The following is an 18,422-nucleotide window of genomic DNA, read 5'->3' as shown; positions in this document are numbered from 1 at the left end:
ATCTCCCGCACCCTGTTCTACCGCTGGCGGAAACGGTACGTGGCCTACGGCCCCGATGGCTTGCATCCCCGCCGCCAGGGGCCCCGACGCGGTCGGCCCCCCACCCTGACCGCGCAGGAGGAGCGCGCCATCCTGGCGCTCGCCCTCGCCTGGCCGACATGGGGGCCGGCCCGAGTGGCCGCCCAGCTGGCGCGACCGGAGCAGGGCGGGCTGCGGGTGGCCCCGACGACGATCTACCGCCTGCTGCGCCGCCGCGGGCTGCAAACCCGCTGGGAACGCCTGGCCGTGCTGGAGATCCACAGTGCCCAGAGTGCGGGGTTGTTGACCGACCGGACACGTCGCTGGCTGGCGCAGCAGGCCCGGCACATCGCAGCGCGCCGTCCCGGCGAAGTGGTCTGTGTCGATACGTTCTACATCGGCAAGCTCAAGGGGGTCGGCAAAGTCTGGCAGTACACCGCCTGCGATGCGGCATGCTCGTATGCCATCGCCGAGGTGTCGACCGAGTTCTCGGCCCGGGCGGCAGCCCGCTTCCTGACCAGCCGAGTGGAGCCGACCTATCGGGGCGCGGGCTGGGTCATCCAGCGGGTCCTGACCGATCAGGGCAGCGAGTACCGGGGGGCGTTCGATCAGGCCTGTCGGGCGCTGGGGATCCAGCACACGCGGACCCAACCCCGCCATGCCTGGACCAACGGCTTCGTCGAGCGCCTGCAAGGCACCATTCTGGGCGAACTGTGGCGCCTGGAGTTTCGCCGACGCTTCTTCACCCGCGTGGCGGCCATGCAGGACGCTCTGGATCGCTACCTGACGTTCTACAACTACCACCGTCCCCACCTGGGGTATCGGACTCGAGGTCGTACCCCTGGCGAGCTCTTCATGCATCGCAAGGAGGTCTCCTCATGAGCAAGGTGTCAACACCCTTCCGGAACTTGACAACCTAGACTGGCATAAGGCCGTTGGCACGGTCACGCTCGATCAGGGCCGGGTCACGCTGTGCGGGGTCGCCGTAGCCGCCTCCCCCGGGGGTCCGGATCACGAGCGTATCTCCCTCTCGGAGGGTGAATGTCCCCTTTCCGGGAAGTCTCTCCCACCGGCCGTCCTTCCTGCGTATCCAGTGCTCGCCTAACCCCCCGGGTTCCCCGCCGGCGAGACCCCACGGCGGGATCTTCGTCCGCTCCGTGAGGATGGAGACCGTGGCGGACGGGCCCAGGAGCGTCCAGGAGCGCTCGATCCCGCACCCTCCCCTCCACCGCCCCCGCCCGCCTGTGCCGGGGCGGATTTCGTAGCGCTCGAACCGCACGGGATAATACTGCTCCATGGCCTCGATGGGTGTGTTGAGGGTATTGGTCATGTTGCAGTGGATCCCGTCCACGCCGTCCTGACCAGGCCTCCCGCCCGAACCCCCGCCGATGGTCTCGTAATAGACCCAGGACCGCTGTCGCACGGGATCACGGCCTCCGGCCATGACATTGTTCATGCTTCCGTTGCTGGCGGCGGGGATGCGGTCGGGAATGGCCTGGGCGAGGGCCCGGAAGAGGACATCGGCGATGCGCTGGGATGTCTCCAGATTGCCGCCCGCCACGGGTGCCGGGCGCTGGGGGTTCACCAGCGTGCCCTCGGGTGCGGTCACCGTCACGGCCCGCAGAACCCCCTCATTCATGGGGATGGAGGGATCGAGGATGCACTTGATGACAAAGTACACCGCCGAAAGGGTGACACCGAAGACAGCGTTGAGGGGGGCCTCCACCTGGGCGGAGGTCCCCGTGAAGTCCACATGAACCCGGCCTTTCTCCACCGTAATCGAGGCGCGAATCCACGCGGGCTCGTCCCTGACGCCGATGTCCTCCAGGCAGTCTTCCGCGCGATAGATCCCGTTGGGGAGGCGACCGAGATCCCCCCTGGCCAGCCTCTCGGTGTGGGCGATGATCTCCTCCCAGGTCGCCTGCAGAACCTCCAGTCCGTACCGCCCGACGAGATCGACCACCCGGCGCGCCCCCAGGTTGTTGGCGGCGATCTGCGCGCGGAGATCCCCGAGGGTGATGTCAGGGGCCCGGACGTTGCTGCAAAGGATCGCCAGCACGTCACGGGAGAGCTCTCCTGCGCGCAGAAGCTTGACGGGCGGGACCACAACGCCCTCCTGGAACAGTTCGGCGGCGTCCCCCGTGATGCTCCCCGGCGCGCGGCCTCCCACGTCCACATGATGGGCCTTGTTGGCGGCGTAGGCCACGATCCGCCCGCCCACGAAGACAGGGGTGAGGAGGGTGAGGTCGTTCAGGTGCGTCCCCGCAAGGTGAGGGTCGTTGAGCAGGATCGCATCGCCCTCCTCCAGGGCGATCCGTTCCCTCGCCAGGTACTCCAGGGTGTTCCTCACACCCCAGGGGAGGGAGCCCAGGTGCACGGGGATGTGCTCGGCCTGGGCGATGAGCCTTCCACCCGCATCGAATAGAGCGCAGGAGTGGTCCATGCGCTCCTTGATATTGTGGGAGTAGGAACTGTTGCGCAGTGCCACCCCCATCTCCTCGGCAGCGAAGGTGAGGGCATTTCGAACGACCTCGACGGTGACGGGATCCGTGTTCATCGGAATCCTCCGAAAGGCCTCATGCCCCGCATGTCCAAAGAGGTCCCGCTCCGCGTCCCCGGCCGAGCGCGCGCCCGTCGTGGGAGGGACCTCCCTTCCGCTCTTCCCCGTAGGGAGGCCCCGCCAGAGTCGCACGGCGCATCTCCCTACATCTGCCGGCGCAGGTGGAGGTTCGACGCCTCGTCGACCGTCGCCGTGTACCCTGGAGGGATGACGGTGGTGGCGTCGTACTGCTCAACGATCGCCGGGCCCTTGACCGACTCGTGAGGGGAGAGATGCGGACGCCAGTAGACGGGGGCGGAGTGCCAACCGGAGCCCTCGAAGTATACGGGCCGCTCCCCCACCCTGGCGTCGCCCGGCGCTTGAGACCCTCGCCCGCCTGGCCGTGCCAGGGCTGGTTTCTCGACGATCCCTGTGGCCGTGAGCCTGGCGTTTACGACCTCCACCGGTTCTCTCTCCGCCGCATAGCCATAGATCTCCGCATGCCGCCTGTGAAAGGCCTCGACCACGGAGTTCAGACTCGTCCTCTCCACGGGCCGCGGGGCGTTCACGGTAATCTCGTAGGACTGCCCGAGATAGCGAAGGTCGAGCTGCCGCTGCAGAAGGATCTGCGCCTCGGGAACGCCCTCATGGCGGAGCTGCCGCACGGCCTCCCGCTCCAGATCTCGGAACGCCTGCTCCAGGGCTTCCAGGTCCACCGCCGCGGCAAGGCGCATGATGCTGCGCACATAGTCGTGCTTGAAGTCGCTCGTCACGAGGCCGAGGGCAGAAAAGAGCCCAGGGGCGGGGGGGACGATGACCTCCGGGATGCCGAGCTCCTCCGCCAGGAACGCCGCGTGCATGGGGCCCGCCCCCCCGAACGCCATGAGGACCATCGACCTGGGGTCATACCCCCGCTCCAGGGATACCAGGCGAAGGGCGCGCACCATCTGGGTATTCACGATCTGGAGGATTCCTGAAGCGGCACGCACGAGGTCCAGTCCCAGGGGATCGGCGATCTTCTTCCTCAGCGCTTCCTCCGCCAGGGCCGGCGACACCGGCATCTCGCCGCCCACAAGACCCCGCGGATTGATCCGGCCCAGGAGGAGGTTGACATCGGTGACGGTGGGGTCCTCCCCTCCCAGGCCATAGCACGCCGGTCCGGGGCGTGCGCCCGCGCTCAGGGGACCGCAGCGAAGCCCGCCCGCCGGATCCAGCCATGCGATGGTCCCGCCCCCGGCACTGACCTCGGCCAGGTCAATGAAGGGAAACCGCACGGGATACCCGCTTCCCTTCACGATGCGGCCGCTGTGGATGCGCCCCCCGACCTCGTACTCCGTGACCACCTGGGGGACGCCGCCCACAATGGCACCTGCTTTCGCTGTGGTTCCCCCCATGTCGAAGCTCAGGATGGAAGGGATCCCGAGCATCTTCCCGAGGGTGGCAGACGCCACAACCCCGGCGGCAGGACCGGACTCGATGGTGGCGGCGGGGAGGCGGCATGCCGACTCGACGGTGGCGAGCCCCCCGTTGGACTGCATGACGTACACCGGACAGGCCATTCCCTCGGCGCGGATTCTCCCCTCGAGCTCCCGGAGGTAGCTGGACACCACCGGGATCAACAACGCGTTGACGACGGTGGTGCTGGTTCGCTCATATTCCCGGTACTCCGGGTTCACGTCGGAGGAGATGACGATGGGAACGTCCGGAAGGAGCGCGGACAGAAGGCGCCTGGCGGCGGTCTCGTGGGTCGGGTTTGCGTAGGAGTGCAGGAAACAGACGGCCACGGTCTCGATCCCTTCCTCCCGCATCCCCTCCGCGATGTGCCGGATCCCCTCTTCGTCCAGAGGCACCACGACCGTACCCTGCGCATCCATCCTCTCCCGTACCGTATACCGGTGCCGCCGCTCAACCAGAGGCCTCGGGCGCTGGAAGAACAGATCATAGAGGTCAGGCCGCCGCTGCCTTCCGATCTCCAGGACATCCCGGAACCCCTCGGTGGTGACCAGCGCGCCCGTGGGGATGCGGAGGCCCTTCTGTCCCAGGAGCAGGTTCGTGCCGATGGTGGAGGCATGGATCAAGGACACGGAGGCACCACGGATCTCCCAGCGACGGCCATGGTCCCGCAGGAATCGCCGGACGGCTTCGACCACGCCGTGGGCCGGGTCCGACGGGGTGGAGGGGACCTTGATGAGGGCCGTCTCGTCCGTCTCCTCGGCAAAGGCCACCAGGTCTGTGAACGTCCCGCCAACGTCTACGCCGACCCGCACCATGACCGGATGAGCTCTTTATACACACGGAGAGACCGTCCCTCTGGACGCCGTGCCCGCGGGGGTGGGGTACGTCGGATTCTACGTGCGGCGGCCGGTCGGCGTCGTGGCGGCGATCACCCCGTTCAACTTTCCGCTCAACCTGGTGGCCCATAAGGTGGCTCCGGCCATCGCGGCCGGGAACGCCGTTGTCCTGAAACCGGCCAGCGCGACGCCGCTGACTTCGGTGAGGCTCTGCCAGATTCTGGAGGCGTGCGGGGTGCCGCCGGGCGCCATCAACCTGGTCGTGGGGCCCGGCGGCACCGTGGGCGACTGGCTCGTGACCGACCCGCGGGTCGGGAAGGTGACTTTTACCGGCAGCACGGATGTGGGGCGCCACATCGTCAGCCGCGCCGGGATCAAGAAGGTCACCCTCGAGCTGGGAAACACCTCACCGGTGGTGATCGCCGCCGACGGCGATCTGGAGGTGGCGGCCAGGCGCTGCGCCGTGGGCGCGTACTACAACTCCGGGCAGGTCTGCCTCTCGGTCCAGCGCATCTACACCGACCGGCGGGTCTTCGAGCCTTTCCTGGACAAGTTTACCCGGGCAACCGAGGAGATGGTGATCGGCGATCCCCTGGACGAGAGGGTGGACGTCGGGCCGATGATCGATGTGCGGGAGGCCGAGCGCATCGAGGAGTGGGTCAGGGAAGCGCAAGCGGACGGGGCGGAGGTGGTGACCGGTGGCCGCCGGGAGGGTGCGGTGTACTGGCCCACGGTGCTGACCGGGACCCGGCCCCCGATGAAGGTGGTGGAGAAGGAGGCTTTCGCTCCGGTGGCGGCGGTCATGGAGGCCGACAGTTTCGAGGAAGCGCTGGAGCAGGCCAACGCCACGACCTACGGGCTGCAGGCCGCCGTGTTCACCCGGGACATTGACCGGATCTTTCGGGCCATCCGCACGCTCACTTTCGGCGGCGTGATCATCAACGACGCGCCCACCTTCCGCGCCGACCACATGCCGTACGGAGGCATGCGGCAGAGCGGGATCGGGCGGGAGGGGGTGCGCTACGCCATCGAGGAGATGACCCATATCCAGATGGTGGCGATCCGGACGTCGGGCTGAGCCCCGGCTCAGGCGATGGCGATATTCAGTAGTCCCGGGACAGCAGGTGGCGGTTGCCGACCCGCACGGTGGTCAGGCCGGCGGCCCGGGCCGCGGCGACGGCGTCGTCGGCGTGGCGGACCGATGTGGGGGGCAGGTCCGGCATGAAGAAGTTCGGCGCGAACCCCAGCAGGACCAGGGGGATGTCGCGGTTGAACCCCGCGATGAACCGGGCGATCTGATGGACTTCGTCGGCGTCCACATATCCCGGCACCAGGAGCGTGCTGGCCACCACCAGGGGCGGGTCCGGCCGCTCGGCGAACCGGGCGGCGGCGCGGGCGAAGGTGGCCAGGGTCTGCCGGTTGGAGCTGCCGGTGAGGGCGAGGTGGAGGCCCTCCGAGTACGCCTTGAGGTCGAACTTGACGGTGCCGCCGGTGTGCAGGGACAGCTCCACGGCCCGGTCCAGCAGGTGGGGGTGCGCCGTGCCGGCCGTTTCCCAGCAGACGACCACGCCCCGGGAGGCCAGCAGCGCGGCCGAGGCCAGGGCGTGGGGCATCTGGGAGGCGGGGTCGCCTCCGAAGTAGCACACGCAGAAGGTGTCGGCCGTGGCGACCGCCGCCAGGTCGGCGGCGCTGATGCCCCGCCGCGCCAGGGGCGACGCTGCCGGCGATGGCGCCACCCGCTCCGCCGCGATCTCGGCGGATGTGGGCAGGAAGTCCCGGTAGTGCCAGTTCTGGCAGTACCCGCAGTTCAGCGTGCAGCTGCCGTAAAACACGGCCAGGTTGTGGCCCCGCCGCCTGCCCCGCCCGGCGCACACCTCCATGGCCACGCAGTTGGTGGGCAGCGGATCCCGGTACCAGTGGAGCAGGCCCCGGGACGGCGTCCCGGCCAGGTGCACCAGCCGTCCGTCCCGGGCGACCCGCAGGCCGCAGTAGCCGACCTCGGACGGGCCGATCACGCACTGGTGGGCGCAGAGGGTGCACCGCACTCCGCCCGGCGTGCGGGGCGGGGACTCGGGCTGGCCGAACATCCGGCGGATGCGGCGGTGGGCCGCGCGGACCAGGGGCTCCGCCCGCTCCGGATGGCGGCGGACGCAGGGACCGCAGACCCCCAGCCACGAGGCGATCAGGGGAGAGTGGGTCCCGCACAGGGCGCAGCGCTGGGCGGGCGCCGCGGGGCGCGCATCCACGGTCAGGTCCACGGCCGGCCATTCCCATGATACCGCGCCCCGGGACGGGGACCGGGTCGCCAGGACCGGGGCGGGCGGTGTACGATAGCGCCACCGACCCGGCGGGCCGGGAGGAGGCCGGCATGGGCTGGAGACATCCACAGGTCCTGGCGGTGATCCCGGCGCTTCCTGCCCTGGCGGTGCTGTACGTCACCGCCCTGCGGCGGGCGCCGGCGCGCCTGGCGGTACGCTTTCCCTCGTCCCTGCTGCAGGCGACCGCCTCCCGCGGGCGACACGCGGGGGCGGTCGCCCTGGGCGCCGCGCTGCTGACGTCGGTGGTGGCGGCCGCGGGTCCGGTAGTGCCGTGGCGGGTTCCGAAGGGGCTGCCGGTGGCGCTGGTGGTGGACGTCAGCCGCAGCATGGAGGAGGCCGACATCCTTCCCAGCCGGATCGAGGCCGCCAAGGCCGCGGCCCTGGAGTTCCTGGCCGGGCTGCCGGCCGCCACGCCGGTGGCGCTGGTGACCTTCGGCAACTACGCGGCGACGGTCGTGCCCCTGACCACCGACCGGGACCGGCTGGCTCAGGCCATCCGCACCCTGTCCACCCAGTTGCGGACCCAGCTCGGCTCGGGCCTGGTGGAGGCGGTGCGGGCGGTGGCGGGTGAGGGGCGGGCGGGGGAGGCGGCTTTGCCGACCCTCCGGGCGGTGGCGGTGCTGCTGTCGGACGGCCGGGCCAGTGACGGCGTTCCTCCCCTGGAGGCGGCGGAGGTTGCCCGCGCCCGGGGAGTGCGGGTGTATACTGTGGGGGTGGCCACCGAGACCGACCCGGCGCGCTTGCGCAGCGGCATCTGGGGAGTGCTCGACGAGCCTACCTTGCAGGCCATCGCCGACCGCACCGGTGGGACCTACTACCGGGCCTCCGACGCCCGCCGGCTGCGGGAGGTCTACCGGGACCTGTCCCGGGTGGTCGGGTGGACGGTGCGGCCGGTGGACGCCTCGCCCGCCGCGGCCGCGGCGGCGGCGGCGTTCCTGGTCGCCTCCCTGGTGGCCGGGGCGCGGCTGTACCGGATCGGCTGATGCCTGGACCGTCGCGGGAGGTGAGAGCGGATGCGTGTGCGGGACCGCGAACTCCGCCAGCGGCGCCACCGCCGTGAGCGGGTCCGCAAGCTGCTGGCACGCCTGCAGCAGGCGCGAACCGCCGAGGAGAAGCAGAAGATCCTCGAGAAGCTGGTCAAGAGGGCCCCCTGGCGCGCCGCCGAGTTCCAGCGACTTGCCGGTGAACTGGGTTGAAGGTTGAATGGTGAAGGTAAGAATCCTCACTACTCCTTCATCCTCACCTTCACCCTCCAACCTTCAACGTCGTTCAGCATACGTCGCCCCAAGGTAGGCCTCCCGCACCCGTGGGTCGGCCTGGATCTGGGCGGGAGATCCCTCGGCGATCTTCTCCCCGTAGTGCATCACCACGATGCGGTCGCACAGCCGCATCGCCACCGGCATGTTGTGCTCTACCACCAGAAAGGTCCTGCCCTCCTCGCGCAGGGCGCGGATGAGGGCCACCACGCCTTCGATCTCGCCGGCGGTGAGCCCGCCCAGCGGCTCGTCCAGCAGCAGTACTGTGGGGTCCAGGGCCAGAGCGCGGGCGACCTCCAGCCGCCGCTGCATCCCCAGGGGCAGGGCACGCGCGGGTGTGTGGGCGTGATCGGCCAGCCCGGTCCGGTCCAGGATCTCCCACGCCCGCCCCAGGACCTCCGGTTCCTCCGCCCTCCGCAGGCGCCGGCGGGGATGCGGGTATGCGCCGTGCCCCAGGGCGACGACCACGTTGGTCAGCACCGACATCCCCCCAAATGGCCGCGTGATCTGGAAGGTGCGGCCCACTCCCCGGCGGGCGATCTCCGACGGCCGCAGCCCGGTCAGCGGCCGCCCGTCCAGCAGGACCTCTCCCCCGTCGGCCGGCAGCAGGCCGCAGATGACGTTGAACAGGGTGGTCTTGCCGGCGCCATTGGGGCCGACCAGCCCCACGATCTCCCCGCGGCGCACCTGGAGGGAGACGTCCCGGACGGCCCACAGGCCGGCAAACCTCTTGCTGACCTGGCGCACCTCGATGATCGGTCCGCCGTCGGAGGCGGGGACGGCCGCCGCCGCTGCGGGGCGGGCAGGCGCGGGGACCCGCCGGAGGGGCCGGGCCAGGCGCCGGTCCAGGACGCGGCCCAGCCACGAGCCCGGCCCCAGCAGCCCTGACGGTTGGTAGCGCATCACCAGGACCAGGGTGACGCCGTACAGGAGCATCCGGTAGTTGCTGACCACCCGGAACACTTCCGGCAGGACCGTAAGCAGCACAGCCCCCGCGACGGCGCCCCGCAGGGTCCCCAGGCCTCCCACCACCACCATGCTCAGGACGGCCACCGACGCCGGAAAGCCGAAATCCCGGTACTCCACGAACTGGATGAAGTGCGCGTACAGTCCTCCGGCGAGGCCCGCCAGGGCCGTCCCCAGGACGAAGGCGACCACCTTGAACCGCCGGGTGTCCACCCCGCACGTCTCGGCGGCAATTTCGTCCTCCCGCAGGGCCGCCCACCCCATGCCCAGCCACGTGCGCCGCAGCCAGACATCCAGCCCCGCCAGGGCCACCACCACCGCCCCCACCAGGGCCAGGTAGGCCGGCTTGGAGAGTGTCGTCCCGCCCAGCGTGGGAGGCAGGACACCGCCGATGCCGAGGCTGCCGCCGAAGAAGGGCGTGTACAGGAAGATGGAGACGACCACGAAGTTGATGCCGATGGTGGTGATGGCCAAAAAGTCCTCGCGCAGGCGGATGCTGACGGTGCCCACGCCCGCGCCGATGAGGGCCGTCACCGCCGCCGACAGCGGTAGCGCCTCCCAGAACGACAGCCCCGCCCGGGTGACGAGCAGGGCCTGGGTGTAGGCGCCGATGCCCCAAAACGCCGCGTGGCCCAGGGTGGGCTGACCGGCGTAGCCGGAGATGATGTTCAGCCCGATGGCCAGGATGGCGTAGATGGCCGCCACGATGGCGACGGTGACGTGGTAGAGGCCGATCTCCATGATCCTAGCGCCGCCCCCACAGGCCCTGCGGGCGGAGGAGCAGGATGGCGATGAGGGCGATGAACGCCAGGGCGTCCCGCGGCAGCAGGCCCACCGTCCCGATGGCCACCGCCTCCACCACGCCCAGCAGCAGCGCCGCCGCCACCGCACCCGGAAACGATCCCAGGCCGCCGAGCACGATGATGGCCAGCCCCTTGTAGGCGGGGACGCTGCCCATGGTGGGCTCCACGGCGTTGAAGAACACCCCCACCAGCACGCCGGCGGCCCCCGCCAGGGCCGAGCCCAGCAGGACGTTCAGGCCCACCGCCCGCCCCACGTCCACCCCGCTGGCGGCGGCCATCGGGGCGTCGTCGGCCAGCGCCCGCCACGCCAGCCCGACCCGGGTGCGGGTGAGCACCCACCACGCCGCCACGAGCAGGGGCGCGCCTACGGCGGCCACCAGGATCTGGGCCGGCGTGATGGTGAGCCCACCTGCGGCCAGCGGCCCCACGGGCAGCCGGGCGGAAAACGCCAGGGAGTACGGCCCCGCCGCCAGGCGGAACAGGTCTTCGAGGGCGATGTATAGGCCGATGCTGGCGATCAGGGGGACGATGCGGGGCTGGGACAGCAGCGGCAGGTAGATCCACCGCTGGACCGCCCACCCGGCCACCCCGCTGCCGGCCATGGCGGCGGCAAACGCGAGGGCCAGGCTGTGGGTGCGGGCGTAGGTCACCACTCCCAGGTAGGCGCCCAGGGTGTAGATGCCGGCGTGCGCCACGTGGAGGATGCGCAGCACCCCGTAGACCAGGGTGAGGCCGGAAGCGACCACGGCGTAGATGGCGCCGACGGTCAGGCCGTTGACGATCTGCTGGACAAGCATGCCATGCGCCTCGGGCGCGCGCCCCGCGAAAGCCGCTCCGGGCGCCGGTGCGCCGGCGCCCGGAGCCCGACGACCCGTCTCCCGGGGCCCGTCAGGGCGGCGTGATGATCTCCGGGTCGGTGATCACGCCGAAGTACCGGAACTGGCCGTTGCGGACCACCTGGACCTGGATGGGCTTGATGGTCTCCCGCTGGGGGGTGAAGGACAGAACCCCGGTCACCCCGTTGAAGTTGCGGGTGGCCGCAATCGCGTCCCGCAGCCGGGCCGACTCGGTGGTGCCGGCCCGGCGCAGCCCGTCCACGATGATGCGCAGGGCGTCGTAGCTGGACGCTCCCACCATGTCGGCCTCCATCTTGTAGGCCTGGCGGTACTCCCGCAGGAACGTCTGCACCACGGCCCGCGGGTCGTCCCGGTTGAGGTTGGTGACGATGACCACGCCCTCGGCGTCCGCTCCGGCCAGCTCCAGGTACTTGGGCGAGTCAAAGCCTTCCTCGCCCAGGATCTGGGCCCGCAGGCCCAGCTGGCGGACGGTGCGCGTGATCAGCGCCGCCTCGTTGAACAGGCCGCTGACGAAGATCAGGTCCGGGTTCATGGCCCGCACCCGGGTCACGTGGGGAGCCATGTCCTTTTCGCCCAGGGGGTAGATGACCTCCCCCACGATGTTCAGGCCGGTCTTGCTGGCCCGGTCCCGGAAACCCTGGGCCAGGGCGCGGCCGAAGTCGTTGTCCATGGTGAGCATGGCTACCCGCTGGGCGTTGAAGTACAGCCGGGCCACCTCCGCGGCCCCGGCCCCTTCCACCGGGCCCAGAAAGCCCACCCGGAACACGTAGGGACCGGCGCGGGTAATCTCGGGGTGCACCGCGTAGCCCACCACGAAGGGGACGCGGTTCTGCTGGAAGATGGGCGCCGCGCCCCGGGTGGCGCCGCTGTAGGATCCGCCCACAGCCGCCACGACCCTGTCGCGCTCGATCAGCCGCTGGGCCACCGCCACGCCCTGGGGCGGGGCGGCCTGGTCGTCGTAGACCACCAGCCGGATCTGCCGGCCCAGCACGCCGCCGGCGGCGTTGATCTGCCGCACGCCCAGCTCCACGGCCTGCCGCACGCTGAGACCGTCGGGCGCTCCGAACCCGGTCAGGGGTGCGCTGAGGCCGATGGGGACCGGCTCCGCCTGGGCGCCGGCGCCCGCGGCGGCCAGGGCCACACCCACCACCACAAGCAGCACGCTGCGTCGTGCCACCGTCCGTCACCTCCGCGTGGAATCCTTTCACAGGATCCTTTCGACCTCGGGCGGGGCGAACGCCTGCCCGGACCTTCCGGTTTGAGCCCTCCCGATCCCGGATCCCTGGGTCTTGTCAGACGCGCCGGCGCATGCGGGCGGCGCGGGCGTGGCGGGGCAGGCCTTCCAGCGCGGCCAGACGCTCCACCACCGGGGCCAGGGCGGAGGCGGCGTCGGGGGTCAGCCGCAGGGAGGCGACCGGGCGCAGGAAGGTGCCCACCCACAGGCCTCCCGCAAAGCGGGCCGCGCCCCCCGTGGGCAGCACGTGGGTGGGTCCGGCGCCGTAGTCGCCGAACACCGCCGACGAGGCCGGGCCGATGAACACCGCCCCGCAGGCGTCCAGGCGGCCCAGCGCCGCATCGGGGTCGGCCAGGTGGAGCTCCACGTGCTCGGGGGCCGCCGCGTTGACGTATGCGCAGGCTTCGTCCAGGTCGGCGGCCACCGCCACCTCCCCGCGGTCCTGCCACGCCGTGCGGGCCACATCGTCCGCAGGCGCCTGGGCCAGGGCTTCGTCGATCCACCGCAGCACCGCCCGGGCCACCCGCGCGTCGGTGCTGACCAGCGCCGCCCGCGCCCGGACGTCGTGCTCGGCCTGGGCCAGCAGGTCCGCCGCCACCAGCGCGGGGTCGGCGCTGGCGTCGGCCAGGACGCACACCTCGCTGGGGCCGGCCGGCAGGTCGATCCCCACGCGGCCGTAGACCTGCCGTTTGGCCTCCACCACGAAGGCGTTGCCGGGCCCGCAGATCAGGTCCACGGGGCGCACCGACTCCGTCCCGTAGGCCAGGGCGGCGATGGCCTGGGCCCCGCCCATGCAGTAGATCTCGTGGGCGCCGGCCAGCGCCACGGCCGCCAGGGTGGCCGGGTGCACGGAGCCGTCCGGGCCCGGCGGGGCGCAGGCGGCGATGCGGGGCACGCCCGCCACGCGCGCGGGGATGATGGTCATCAGGGCGGTGGACGGCAGCGGGCGCCGGCCGCCGGGGATGTAGCACCCGGCCGACCTCACCGCCACCAGGCGGTGTCCGGCGTGTGCGCCGGGGCTGACCTCGACCGCTGCGTCCTGCAGCGCCTGCCGCTGGGCGCGGGCAAACGCCTCGATCCTCCCCGCGGCCCCCTCCAGCGCCTCCCGGTCCGCCGGATCCAGGGACGCCAGCGCCCGCCGGGCTTCGTCCCCGGAGACGACCGGCTCCCGGTCCACGCCGTCGAACCTGCGGGTGTACTCCCGCACGGCCGCATCGCCCCGCGCGCGGACGTCGGCGATGATGCGGGCGACGGCGGCCCTGACTTCCTCGTCGTCGGGTTCGAGCGGCGTCCGCGGCGCCTTCAGGATCTGCACGGCGACCTCCCGGAACGGGTCACATTCTGCCGGCGCGTCGGCACCCGCGCCGGGCGCGCCACCCCGCGCATGCCCGTCACAAGCCTACAGGCCGTGTTCTCCTATTGTAGGCGGTCACGTAGATGGCCTGGTAGCCACGCACCCCGGTCCAGGGTGGAGCGCCACGCGGCCGGATTTTCCGCCGCCACGCCGTCGGCGCCCGGCACCGTGACGCCGCCGTCCGGTCGACATCCCGCCAATCACGGCTCGTGGGTCCACGTCCCACAGGATCACGCCGGCTGGGCCGCGGCCTGCGGGTGCGCGGGGAGGTGTGCGATAATACCGGTACGCTCCGGCTGCGAGAAGGTCCACCGGGTAGGTCTGCCCGGGCCCCGCAGATCGGAGTCCCCGGAGCGGTCGGAGGCGGGGGCGGTGGGCGTTGCGGCCGCTGTGGCGCCACGTCACGGGTGGTGCCGGGGCGGATCCGCAGGACGGCGGGGGTGAAGAGGGTGTCCCGCACCTCCACCACAGCCCGTCCGCCGGGCGGTGCGGACGCGGCGGCTGACCTGCCTCCGAGGGCGATCATGCCTGTCGCCGCAGCGTCGCGGGCAAGACAGCGGACGATGGCCCGCAGAGGGCCGGTGGCCCTTCCCGCCCTGGCCGTTCTGGCCCTGACGACCGCGGCGTCTCCCGCCCGCGCCGACGGTCCGGTGCTGACTGCGCCCGACCGGCGGGGCATTCCCATGCTGGTCACCCGCGAGGGAGACGTGGTGCGGTACGGCACCGGGGTCATCGTCGGCCCCGAGACCGTGCTGACCGCCAAGCACGCAGTGTCCGGGGCGGTGCAGATCGTCCTGCCCGCAGCGACGGTGACCGGACACGTGCAGTGCCGCGCTCCGGACCGGGACACGGCCGTGATCACGGCGCGCATGCCCCGGGGCACCCCGCGGTACCGCATCGCCTGGCGTATGGTGACCGTGGGCGAGCCCGTCCGCACCGGCGGCTATCCCGGCCGGCGATGGACGGTGGCCTCGGGCCGGGTCACCCAGGTGATCCGGGTGGCCGTGCTGTCCGGCCGGCGGGTCAACACCCCCATGGTGGTCTTCCGGCCGGCCCTGCACCAGGGCGCCAGCGGCTCGCCGGTCCTGGACGCCCGGGGGTTCGTGGTGGCCATCTTCATCGCCAGCAACCCTCAGGAGAACTACAGCATCGCCCTGCCCATCGCCACCGGCCTGGGCCCCTGCCGGGTCCTGGTGCGCTGACCCTCACCCGGAGGACCGTGGATCCCTAGCGCAGCGGGTGGATGACGATCCGGTTCTCGGTGAAGACCGGGATCAGCACCCGGTTCCGCCGGCCGTCGTACCCGATGTCCGCGGGGGAGGGCACGTTGCCGACGGCTGTGGAGACCGTTCCATCGGGCTCCACGCGAAAGACCGCCGACGCGCCCCACGACGACACCAGCAGCGCGCCGCCCGGCAGGACCTCCACCCCGTCCAGGTTGCCCGCCGGGAGGCGGCGCACGTTCCGGCGTGTCCCGTCCGAGCCCACCGTGTACATCTCGCCTGCGGGGCTGAAGGTGACCACCACCAGCGTGCCGTCGGGCAGGACGGCGATGCCGTTGGGGTGGTTGAGATCGGGCGACCGGGCCACCACGCCGATCTGGCCGCCGGACAGCCGGTAGATGGCGTCGGTGCCCGAGGGGCTGAAGTCCGGCCGCACGCCGGTGTCGGTGATGTAGACGGTGCCGTCGCGGCCGGCCGCCAGATCGTTGACGAAGGTGGATCCCAGGATCACCACCGCGCCCCGGGGCTCGCCGGTGCGGCGGTCGAACATCCGCACCGTGGTGATGTCGGACACGTACAGGGTGTCGCCGGACACCGCCATGCCCTTGGGAGCGTTCAGCCGGACCTTGGGCCGGGCGCCGTCAATCCACTTCAGGTCCAGAACGCGCCCGTCGGGCGCCACCCGGGAGATGAACCCGTTGTCGTCGGCTGCGGTGGGCGAGCCGTTGATGTTGGAGACGAGGTAGACATCGGCCCGGGAATCGTACAGGATCGACTCGGGGGTGGCGAAGCCACTCACCAGGATCGGCGCCTCCGCCGGCGCCGCCCCGCCGGCGACAGCCCACCCCACCGTCAGGGCGACCGCCAGCAGCCCGCCGACCGCGCCCGACCCTCTGTTCATGGCTACCACCTCCCACCCGGGATGGAGATCACTTGTCTGCGGCGCGGAAGGATCCCTGCCCGCCGGGGAGGAGGGCGGCGGGGCCGGGAGGGTTTCCCCGGCCCCGGGCGCGTTACACGAAGATGGACCGCGGCAGGTAGGCGGACACCACCCAGTTGGGCGCGTCCACCACCTCGCTGATCCGCAGGTCCACGGCCACGCTGCACAGGGCGTAGGCCAGTTCGGGAGTCAGGCGGTACTCGCGGCCCAGCAGGTCGATCATGTCCCGGACGGCGTCCTTGCTGGCCTGCATCAGGTCCGGGCCGATGCCGGTGGTCACGTGGTAGCCGCGCTCGTCCACGTGCCGGGTGGGCGGGCCGGGAACCGAAAACCGGGGCCGGCGCAGCCCCGCCTGGGGGCGCAGGCCGAAGCGCAGGGTCACCACCATGGGCGACTCCACCGCCGTCCCGCACACCTCGCCGTCCCCCTGGGCGGCGTGAGTGTCGCCCACCGAGAACAGCGCTCCGGGCACCCGGACCGGCAGCCACAGGGTGGTCCCCCGGACCAGATCGCGGATGTCCATGTTGCCGCCGACCTCCCGCGGGGGCACCACCGAGTGCACGCCCGGTTCGGCGGGGGCAACCCCGATGGTGCCCGGGAACGGCCTTACCGGCAGGCGGATGCCGGGGGCGAACTCCACCCCCCGGGCATCGTAGGTGCTGATGTGCAGGAAGGGGGCGGGAAAGTCCTCGGCCAGCAGCCCGAAGCCCGGGATGATGGCCGTCCACCCCCACCCGCTGCCCTCCAGGTCCAGGATCTCCACCTCGAGGGCGTCTCCGGGCCGGGCGCCCTCAACGTACACCGGGCCGGTGACCGGATTCACCCGCGCGAAGTCCAGAGAGGCGACGTCGGCGACGGTGGAGGAGCGGGTCAGCTGGCCCCCGCTCGCGTCCACCACCTCGAACGCCACCACCTCCCCCGGCGCCACCCGCAGGGCGGGCTCCAGGGCGTTGTTCCAGCCGAAGTGATGCCGCTGGCGGTGCAGGGTGTGGTGCGTCATCGGACCACCCGCACCTCGTCGTAGTGCACCGGGATGTGGATGGGGTCCACCCACAGAACCTCCGGCCCGCCCATGCGGGCCGAGTGCATCGTGTAGCGCTTCTCGTGGAAGATGGGAATCCACGGCGCGTCGCCCATGATGGTCCGGTAGATCTGCCGGAAGCGCTGCTCCCGGGCGGCCGCCTGGGCGGGCTGCACCATGGCGTCGGCCTGCTCCACCTGCTTTTCCACCTGCTGGTTGCAGTACCACGCCCAGTTCCAGGTGCCGGGGGCCAGGGCCGCGCAGGACAGGATGGGCCAGTAGAAGTTGTTGGGATCGGGGTAGTCGGCGATCCACGCCATGCCGCCCGACCAGATCATCGGCGCCTGACCCTTCTGGCCTCCGGCCTCGATGACGGTGCTCTGGGCCAGGGTCTTGAGCTCCACCCGCACGCCGATGGCCGCCAGGTCCTGCTGGATGGCCTGGGCGATGCGCGGGTTGGGGTCGGTGTTGTTGGCGTACAGGACGGTGGAGAACCCGTTGGGGTACCCGGCCTCCGCCAGCAGCTTCTTCGCCTGCGCGCGGTCAAAGGGGTAGCCCGTGTACGACCGGTCGTAGCCCGGCATCAGGGGCGGGAGGACCTGGGTGGCGGGCACGGCCCGGTTGTTGATGATGCGGACGATGCGCGCCTTGTCCACCGCCATGTTCAGGGCCCGGCGCACCCGCACATCGGTGAGAGGGCTGACCTGGGTGTTGAGGGTGACGTAGCCGGTGTGGAGCTGGTCGCCCACCGCCACCAGCCGGCGCAGGGTGGGGTTGTTCATCACCTTGACGAACTCGGCGGGCGGGATGCCGTCGCCCAGAACGTCCACCTCGCCCCGCTGCAGCTTCAGAAACGCCACGTTGGGCTCCACGCCCACCTGGAAGACGATCTCGTCCAGGTAGGGCCGCCCCCGCAGGAAGTAGTCCCGGTTGCGGACGAGGACCAGCCGCTGGCCCAGCACCCACTCTTTGACCCGGAACGCGCCGGTGCCCACCGGCTTGTGGCCGAAGTCGGCGCCGGCCTTCTCGACCTCTTCCCGGGGCACCACGTGGGAGAAGTTCAGGGCCATGGTGTGCAGGAAGGCGGCGTTGGGCTTGTCCAGGGTGATGGTCAGGGTGTAGCGGTCCACCACCCGGATGCCCGAGACCTCCGCGGCCTTGCCCTCGCTGAACGCCGCCGCCCCCGCGATCCCGCCGAAGAAGCCGGCCCCGGGGCTCTGGGTCTTGGGGTTGAGGACGCGCTCCAGCGAGTACTTGAAGTCCTGGGCCGTCACCTCGCGCCCGTTGTGGAACTTCACCCCCCGGCGCAGCCGGAAGGTGTAGGTCTTGCCGTCGGCGGAGATGGTGTAGGACTCGGCCAGGTGCGGGACCAGCTTGGTGGTCCCCGGCTCGTAGTCCATCAGGCCGTCGAAGATGGATTTGATGATGGACCAGTTCTGCCAGTCGTAGCCGATGGCCGGGTCCAGGGTGCTGACGTCGTCCTTGAAGGTGACGATCATCGTATTGCCCCGGGCCTGGCCGAACCCCGGGGGCGCCAGCGTGGCCGCCGCCAGCGCCACCGCCACCGCCGTGACCGCCGCCATCCAGGCTTTGCCCATGTGC

The 18,422-nt window shown here is 71.3% G+C and carries 14 protein-coding genes and 1 pseudogene; 5 read left to right on the top strand and 10 right to left on the bottom strand.

Translation table 11 applies throughout. The annotated features are described in order from the left end of the window. On the top strand, positions 1 to 900 hold a 900-nt coding region (locus tag RB150_07860; protein ID MDQ7820449.1), incomplete at its 5' end, for a helix-turn-helix domain-containing protein. Positions 901 to 934: 34 nt separating this feature from the next. Here RB150_07860 and RB150_07855 read toward each other — a convergent pair. Both RB150_07855 and RB150_07850 read right to left on the bottom strand, forming a co-directional pair. Further along, positions 935 to 2,575, bottom strand: a complete 1,641-nt coding sequence (locus RB150_07855) for a hydantoinase B/oxoprolinase family protein (GenBank protein ID MDQ7820448.1) — start codon at positions 2,573 to 2,575, stop codon at positions 935 to 937. A 146-nt stretch (positions 2,576 to 2,721) separates the two neighbouring features. Further along, entirely contained in the window at positions 2,722 to 4,827 is a 2,106-nt protein-coding gene (locus RB150_07850) for a hydantoinase/oxoprolinase family protein (GenBank protein ID MDQ7820447.1), read from the bottom strand. A 37-nt stretch (positions 4,828 to 4,864) separates the two neighbouring features. Between RB150_07850 and RB150_07845 the strand changes: the two are divergent. Then, a pseudogene (locus tag RB150_07845) lies at positions 4,865 to 5,926 on the top strand (aldehyde dehydrogenase family protein). 25 nt (positions 5,927 to 5,951) lie between these two features. On the opposite strand, the gene RB150_07840 reads toward RB150_07845, so the two are convergent. Further along, positions 5,952 to 7,106 carry a radical SAM protein gene (locus RB150_07840; GenBank protein MDQ7820446.1) on the bottom strand — a complete coding sequence of 385 codons (1,155 nt, stop codon included), beginning with the start codon at positions 7,104 to 7,106 and terminating at the stop codon, positions 5,952 to 5,954. Between the two features lie 110 nt (positions 7,107 to 7,216). Here RB150_07840 and RB150_07835 point away from each other — a divergent pair, with 110 nt between their 5' ends. Then, the gene (locus RB150_07835) at positions 7,217 to 8,149 is read left to right on the top strand and encodes a VWA domain-containing protein (protein ID MDQ7820445.1); all 933 of its coding nucleotides are present in this window, start codon (positions 7,217 to 7,219) and stop codon (positions 8,147 to 8,149) included. Between the two features lie 30 nt (positions 8,150 to 8,179). Beyond that, positions 8,180 to 8,362 (top strand): hypothetical protein, encoded by a 183-nt coding sequence (locus RB150_07830; GenBank protein MDQ7820444.1) that lies wholly within the window; start codon positions 8,180 to 8,182, stop codon positions 8,360 to 8,362. A gap of 63 nt (positions 8,363 to 8,425) precedes the next feature. Here the strand turns inward: RB150_07830 and RB150_07825 are convergent, their stop codons facing one another. The 4 genes from RB150_07825 to hisD form a co-directional block, all read right to left on the bottom strand. Further along, the gene (locus RB150_07825) at positions 8,426 to 10,129 is read right to left on the bottom strand and encodes a branched-chain amino acid ABC transporter ATP-binding protein/permease (protein ID MDQ7820443.1); all 1,704 of its coding nucleotides are present in this window, start codon (positions 10,127 to 10,129) and stop codon (positions 8,426 to 8,428) included. Positions 10,130 to 10,133: 4 nt separating this feature from the next. After that, positions 10,134 to 10,988 (bottom strand): branched-chain amino acid ABC transporter permease, encoded by an 855-nt coding sequence (locus tag RB150_07820; GenBank protein ID MDQ7820442.1) that lies wholly within the window; start codon positions 10,986 to 10,988, stop codon positions 10,134 to 10,136. 91 nt (positions 10,989 to 11,079) lie between these two features. Then, on the bottom strand, positions 11,080 to 12,225 hold the full coding sequence (locus RB150_07815; GenBank protein MDQ7820441.1) for an ABC transporter substrate-binding protein: 1,146 nt from the start codon (positions 12,223 to 12,225) through the stop codon (positions 11,080 to 11,082). 115 nt (positions 12,226 to 12,340) lie between these two features. After that, entirely contained in the window at positions 12,341 to 13,597 is a 1,257-nt protein-coding gene (gene hisD, locus RB150_07810) for a histidinol dehydrogenase (protein MDQ7820440.1), read from the bottom strand. A gap of 602 nt (positions 13,598 to 14,199) precedes the next feature. Between hisD and RB150_07805 the strand changes: the two genes are divergently transcribed. Then, complete coding sequence (locus RB150_07805) at positions 14,200 to 14,838, top strand: serine protease (GenBank protein ID MDQ7820439.1); 639 nt, start codon at positions 14,200 to 14,202, stop codon at positions 14,836 to 14,838. A 25-nt stretch (positions 14,839 to 14,863) separates the two neighbouring features. Here the strand turns inward: RB150_07805 and RB150_07800 are convergent, their stop codons facing one another. From RB150_07800 to RB150_07790, 3 genes are all read right to left on the bottom strand, one after another. After that, positions 14,864 to 15,760 (bottom strand): SMP-30/gluconolactonase/LRE family protein, encoded by an 897-nt coding sequence (locus RB150_07800; protein ID MDQ7820438.1) that lies wholly within the window; start codon positions 15,758 to 15,760, stop codon positions 14,864 to 14,866. A 112-nt stretch (positions 15,761 to 15,872) separates the two neighbouring features. After that, positions 15,873 to 16,799 carry an acetamidase/formamidase family protein gene (locus RB150_07795; protein MDQ7820437.1) on the bottom strand — a complete coding sequence of 309 codons (927 nt, stop codon included), beginning with the start codon at positions 16,797 to 16,799 and terminating at the stop codon, positions 15,873 to 15,875. After that, entirely contained in the window at positions 16,796 to 18,418 is a 1,623-nt protein-coding gene (locus RB150_07790) for an ABC transporter substrate-binding protein (protein ID MDQ7820436.1), read from the bottom strand. Before RB150_07790 ends, RB150_07795 begins: the two co-directional genes overlap by 4 nt. Between the last annotated feature and the right edge of the window lie 4 nt (positions 18,419 to 18,422).

The sequence above is a fragment of the Armatimonadota bacterium genome, from assembly GCA_031081675.1.
Lineage (GTDB): Bacteria > Sysuimicrobiota > Sysuimicrobiia > Sysuimicrobiales > Kaftiobacteriaceae > Calidihabitans > Calidihabitans tengchongensis.
The sequence above is the reverse complement of the archived record's forward strand: the minus strand, read 5'-3'. Positions and strand labels throughout refer to the sequence as shown.